2 protein-coding genes and 3 pseudogenes are annotated in these 2,690 nt (G+C 42.6%); 3 read left to right on the top strand and 2 right to left on the bottom strand.

Annotation, left to right across the window (positions count from 1 at the left end; all coding sequences use genetic code 11):
* Positions 1–299: pseudogene (locus MICAI_RS13645) on the top strand (Uma2 family endonuclease); the annotation flags it as partial.
* Positions 300–305: 6 nt separating this feature from the next.
* Here the strand turns inward: MICAI_RS13645 and MICAI_RS25930 are convergent.
* Positions 306–485 (bottom strand): annotated as a pseudogene (locus MICAI_RS25930) (30S ribosomal protein S6); the annotation flags it as partial.
* 239 nt (positions 486–724) lie between these two features.
* Positions 725–1,219 (bottom strand): PEP-CTERM sorting domain-containing protein, encoded by a 495-nt coding sequence (locus MICAI_RS13655; protein ID WP_232306197.1) that lies wholly within the window; start codon positions 1,217–1,219, stop codon positions 725–727.
* Positions 1,220–1,701: 482 nt separating this feature from the next.
* Between MICAI_RS13655 and MICAI_RS13660 the strand changes: the two genes are divergently transcribed.
* The gene (locus MICAI_RS13660; RefSeq protein ID WP_008202978.1) at positions 1,702–2,289 is read left to right on the top strand and encodes a DUF3782 domain-containing protein; all 588 of its coding nucleotides are present in this window, start codon (positions 1,702–1,704) and stop codon (positions 2,287–2,289) included.
* A gap of 212 nt (positions 2,290–2,501) precedes the next feature.
* Positions 2,502–2,690: pseudogene (locus tag MICAI_RS13665) on the top strand (Uma2 family endonuclease); the annotation flags it as partial.

Raw genomic sequence — 2,690 nt, forward strand, 5'->3', positions numbered from 1 at the left:
GGGCCAATCAGCAAGAGGATTTTTTCCCGGTGACGGCCTTGAATTTTCCTTGGACTTCCCCAATCCTAGGAATTCGGTTTGAGATGTTTGAAGAGGGTTTAGAGGTCTTTTATCCCAATGGGGAACGATTTAAAGACCCTGAAACCCTCTTTGAGGAGCGCAACCAAGCACAACAAGAGCGCAACCAAGCACAACAAGAGCGCAACCAAGCACAACAAGAACGCGACCAAGCACAACAAGAACGCGATCGCGCTTTTGCCCGATTACGGGAATTGGGCATTGATCCGACACAGTTGTGACTATAATTAATCTTCAGCGGAGATACCGTCATCTTCCACCACCGCTTCGGTGATAGGAGAGGGGGGAATTTCCGTTAAGGGAGATAAATCCGCAGGGGGGGCAACCACGCGATCAAGTTTTAGGGTTAAATAACGAATAACCTCATCACTTAAACCCATGGCCCGTTCCATGGGGGCGACTTGTTGCTGAACGACTTCGTGAGACTCAAGAAGAAGCTCTACAAAATATCAAAGAGGCCATTGACTTATGTTGAGAAGTTAGAAAAGAAAAAGACCTACCTTTGAAAATTACAAAATAGCAGGTTAGTCCTTGCTATTGCTCAACCCAACCCCTATTTTTATATAAGTAGGTAGGTGTTAAAAACTGTCAGATATCCCCCTTATTCAGGGAAGATTAAGGGGGGATAAATCCCAAAGTTCTCAACTCAATTGTCCTGTTTTGACTTCTTCCCTTGAGATAGTTTGCGCTGGCAGAAAGCACCCAATCCTAATACACCTAAGCCTAAAATTGTGCTAGGTTCAGGGGTTGAGGTAGATGGCGGAGGGGAGGAAATGACAAATTGACCGCTATTATCAGAAGAATTAATATCGTTGATACGAAACTGAAGAACAGTGCCATTAGCAATACCCGTAAAGCCTACATTTGTAAATATGCTGGATAAAGGCACACCAGATAATGATAAATTTGTTGGTGGATTGGCACTGCCTAAACCATTGGCTGCATTAGCTGAGAATAGAGGAAAAAATCCCAGTGTGCTATTACCAATAAGTAGAGAACCACTGGGTTGACCCGGACGTGTTGCCCCGGAACCCGCCGCGATAGTTTGTCCCACACTGAATCCTGGCTGTGTTGTTTGGGTAATAATACCCGCAGCATTCATAGCCAATGTTCCAGCCCAGATATCTACTGTTCCAGACACATTAACACTTAAGGTGTCTGACGGAAGAAAGTTTTGAGAAACCGTGAAAGTTGGCCCGGAAAAAACATTAGTCCCTAAAACAGTTGTGTTGGGAATAATTAGCTGAGCAGCTTGAACTGGTGATATTGCTAGAGTGCTAAAAGCAATGGCAGAGGAAGCGATAGCTATTTTTGATAAGCTATTCTTACCCCCCCCCCCGACAATCAATCAGTTTTGCTAATACCATAACTAAATGACTCCTAAAAAATGGCGTTGCGGTCGCCAGATTAGCATTTTTGTCTGTAGATGTCAAGCTCTTGCCGTTAAATTTATCAAATCTTAACAATACTCTAAGTTACTTATAAAAATAAAGGTATGTTAGCGACAGCGTAACACGCCCTACTTATCGCTCTCTTACTCAAAGGCAAAAGCACTATCTTCTTCATGAATCGGCAAAATTCAGTAAAATAGCAATAGACTAAATCAGAGAGAAAAAATTAGCTATGGCAACTACATCCGAAGACGTATGGCGACTCTTAGCCGAATTAGCGACTGCTCAAAAAGAAACCGACAAACAACTGAAGGAGACTGACCTACTATTGAAGGAAGTTAGTCAGCAACAGAAGAAAACTGACAAACAACTCAAAGAATTAGGTCAGCAAATTGGGGGACTCGGTGCCAAATTCGGCAGCTTTACCGAAGGACTTGCCCTTCCCTCAATGGAAACGATTCTCAGACAACGCTTTGGTATGGAAGTTGTTAGTCCTAGTGTGCGAGTCAGTAAAAATGGACAACACCTAGAAATTGATGTCCTTGCCTATACCAATGGTGAGCTAAATACTGCTTATATCGTCGAGGTTAAAAGTCATGCTAGAGAGGAGTCTATTTCACAATTAAAAAGTATTTTGCAACGGTTTCGCCGCTTTTTCCCTGAACACAAAGATAAAAAACTCTATGGCATATTAGCGGCGGTTCATGTATCATCAGAATTACGCGAAAAAATTCTGCAAGAAGGGTTTTATGTGGCTCGGATTCATGACCAAGTATTTGAATTGGATATTCCCGATAATTTTCAACCTCGACTTTATTAAAAATTTAGATATAATACTAAATCCTGTTATTAAATGATTATTTATTCTCCCCTTTGACTTTTGCCTTTTGCATGAGTGCCTCTCCTGATATGTAGCCCATACTCAACGGATTTAGTACAAGGCAAAGCCGTCCTAAAAGGACGGGGTTTTAAACCCAGGATTTGCGGTGATACAATAAAGTTAGGCAAAAATGCGATCGCAAGAGATAAAGCATGGTTCAAGCACCCATCGAACCCCAACTTTTCTATCCTGACTCCGACGGTAAACCTATGGCCGACAACACAGTTCAATATCGCTGGATTGTTCGCTTGGTTGCCAATCTCAGGTATTTATTTAAAGGGCAAACCGTCTTTGTTGCTGGAGATTTGCTCTGGTATCCCCAGCAGGTAACTGTACCCCCC

This window comes from Microcystis sp. T1-4, from assembly GCF_000297435.1.
Lineage (GTDB): Bacteria > Cyanobacteriota > Cyanobacteriia > Cyanobacteriales > Microcystaceae > Microcystis.